The organism is Mesorhizobium sp. M5C.F.Ca.IN.020.32.2.1 (assembly GCF_004023105.1).
In the GTDB taxonomy this organism is placed as follows: domain Bacteria; phylum Pseudomonadota; class Alphaproteobacteria; order Rhizobiales; family Rhizobiaceae; genus Mesorhizobium; species Mesorhizobium wenxiniae.
Window position 1 is genome coordinate 1 of the sequence record NZ_RZSX01000916.1, and the last position, 2399, is coordinate 2399.

Below are 2399 nucleotides of genomic sequence, written 5' to 3' on the forward strand. Positions count from 1 at the left end.
TAAACAAACAAGCGCTTGACCTGGTCAAGAAGCTCAATGTGACGCCAGAGGACAACGCCACCAGCAAGGCGCTGACCAAGGCGGCGGACGAGGAACGGGCGAAGCTCGCCAAGCTCGACGGCGCCGCGTTCGACAAGGCCTATGTTGACAACGAGGTCGCCTATCACAAGCAGGTCAACGGCGCGCTCGAAACCCTGCTGATCCCCTCGGTCGAGAATGCCGAACTGAAGAGCCTGCTGGAGACCGGCCTGAAGCTATTCCAGGGCCATGAACAGCATGCCGAACATGTCGCCGGCATGCTGAAATGAGTACAGCACCGACGCTGTCGAAACGGCATCTGTGGATTGCAATGGCGCTAACTATTGCTGCCACATCCGTCAAGGCCGAAACGATTGAGGTGACGATCGAGAAGCTGGTGTTTTCGCCCGCAAGCATCGAGGCGAAGGTCGGCGACACGATCGAGTGGGTCAACAAAGACGTGTTCGCCCACACGGCGACCGTCACAGGCGGCTGGGAGGTGATGATCCCGCCGAAGACATCGGCGAGCCTGACGCTGAAGAGGGCAGGTTCGTTCGACTATTTCTGCCGCTTCCACCCCAACATGAAAGGCCAAATGACGGTGACGTTGCCCTAGCCAAGCCAGCAGAGACGGTCCTGCATGCGCAGGGCGGTCGGGCGGCATCAAGCCGCCTGGTAGCGAGGCGCCGGCTCGCCGATCTGCGTCGCGGCGAACAGGGTGGCGCGAACAGGGTGGCCGGGCAGCGTCGTAGGCTTCCCACAGCGCGCGGTCTGGTAGAGGTCCGCCAGGATGCCCACGACCGGTGAACGAAACATGCTGTGCTGACGCCACTCGGAAAAGCGATACCAGCAGGCATATGTCGTGTCGGTGGAGGCCAACCGGCGCTTCGAGGCGATTTTGGGGGCCGCCGCGGCCGAAAAGCTAAGGAGCCTCGCCGACGATGTCGCCTCGCAGGACTTTTCCGACGCCTATGTTTCGAAGCCGGCGAGCAGCACCGAATCGTCGGAGCGATAGAGCACCGCGCATCCTTTGGGACGCGCCACGGACGGTGCGGTCCAGTCTTTCTACGACCAGCGACCGCCGCTCGAATGCAGGCGGACGACAATCTGTGCTAAAGTAACCCTATGAAAGCATGGCTGGAAGCGGCAAAGAGCCGGGCGCGCGAGATGAAGCTTGATGTCGTCGCCCTGTGGTTCGCCGCACGCGATCCTCGGGTGCCCTGGTCCGCGAAACTCGTGGCGGGGATGGTGGCCGCCTATGCGCTTTCCCCAATCGACCTGATCCCGGATTTCATTCCGGTGCTCGGCTATCTTGACGACCTGATCATCGTACCGCTCGGCGTAATCCTGGCCATAAGGCTTGTTTCGCCGCCGCTGATGGACGAGTTTCGAGCGCAGGCTGCCGCGCTCGAAACTCGTCCGCAAAGCAGGACGGGAATGTTCTTTATCGTGGCGCTCTGGCTGGCTTTGGCAGCTTTGCTGATCTGGGCCTTTTGGCCCACCCACGCCAGATAGTCCGGAGGCTTGCTTGCACTTGAAACCGCTCTTGCCTGCTGCGCCGGCGGCCTAAAACCCAAGCGCCAGCCACGCAGTCCCAGCAAGCAGCGTGATCAGCGTCAGCGGCAGTCCGACCCTGAAGAAGGCTCCGAAAGACAGCGCCTTGCCGGCGGCGCGCGCCTGCTCAGCGACAATCAAATTGGCGATCGAGCCGAGCAGCGTGAAATTGCCGGCCAGAGTCGAGCTCATGGCGACGACCAGCCAGGCGCGTTCGGGGCTCTCCAGGCCGGGTATGAACGGCCGCAGCGCCAGCACGGCCGGAACGTTGCTCATGATGTTGGACAGCACTGCGGTGAAGCCGGACAGCCGCCAGACATCGTCCAGCCCGAGGTCCTTTGCCGAGGCGATGATCTCGGGGGTGAGAAGCGCCTTCTCGGCGCCGGCGACGACGATGAAAAGGCCGGCGAACATGAACAGCAGCGGCCCGTCTATCTCGCGGTAGATGCGCGCCGGCTTGATGGCGCGGGTCACAAGAAGGATGGCGCCGCCGATCAGTGCGGCCTTGGCAACCGGAACGCCGGCGAAGAAGGCGATTGCCAGTCCGATGCAGACGACCACGGCCTTGAGCACCTGTCCCGGCAGCATGCGGCCGCGATAGACCTCGGGGCTGAGCTCGGTCTTGCGCGCAAATTCGGCGCGATAGACGATGCGCACGATGACGACGACGGCGACGAGGCCAAACAGCGCGACCGGCGCCAGAGCCGCCGAGAAGGCCGGATAGGAAATCCCCGACAGCGCGCCGATGACCATGTTCTGCGGGTTTCCGGTGATGGTGGCGACGCTGCCGCAATTCGACGCCGTGGCGGTGGCGATCAGGTAGGGAA

At 63.1% G+C, this 2399-nt stretch carries 6 protein-coding genes; 4 read left to right on the forward strand and 2 right to left on the reverse strand.

Annotated elements, in window-relative coordinates; genetic code table 11:
- Together EOA86_RS30810 and EOA86_RS30815 are read left to right on the forward strand one after the other, a co-directional pair.
- The coding region (locus EOA86_RS30810; protein WP_164892145.1) for a DUF4142 domain-containing protein at positions 1-308 on the forward strand (308 nt) is incomplete at its 5' end.
- 41 nt (positions 309-349) lie between these two features.
- Positions 350-634, forward strand: a complete 285-nt coding sequence (locus tag EOA86_RS30815) for a cupredoxin family copper-binding protein (protein ID WP_128345064.1) — start codon at positions 350-352, stop codon at positions 632-634.
- Positions 635-681: 47 nt separating this feature from the next.
- Here EOA86_RS30815 and EOA86_RS38955 read toward each other — a convergent pair whose 3' ends face one another.
- The gene (locus EOA86_RS38955; RefSeq protein ID WP_164892146.1) at positions 682-834 is read right to left on the reverse strand and encodes a hypothetical protein; all 153 of its coding nucleotides are present in this window, start codon (positions 832-834) and stop codon (positions 682-684) included.
- A gap of 46 nt (positions 835-880) precedes the next feature.
- Here EOA86_RS38955 and EOA86_RS38960 point away from each other — a divergent pair, with 46 nt between their 5' ends.
- The gene (locus EOA86_RS38960; RefSeq protein WP_164892147.1) at positions 881-1033 is read left to right on the forward strand and encodes a hypothetical protein; all 153 of its coding nucleotides are present in this window, start codon (positions 881-883) and stop codon (positions 1031-1033) included.
- A gap of 110 nt (positions 1034-1143) precedes the next feature.
- Entirely contained in the window at positions 1144-1533 is a 390-nt protein-coding gene (locus EOA86_RS30820) for a YkvA family protein (RefSeq protein ID WP_164892148.1), read from the forward strand.
- A 51-nt stretch (positions 1534-1584) separates the two neighbouring features.
- On the opposite strand, the gene EOA86_RS30825 is transcribed toward EOA86_RS30820, so the two are convergent.
- The coding region (locus EOA86_RS30825; protein WP_281035712.1) for an SLC13 family permease at positions 1585-2399 on the reverse strand (815 nt) is incomplete at its 5' end.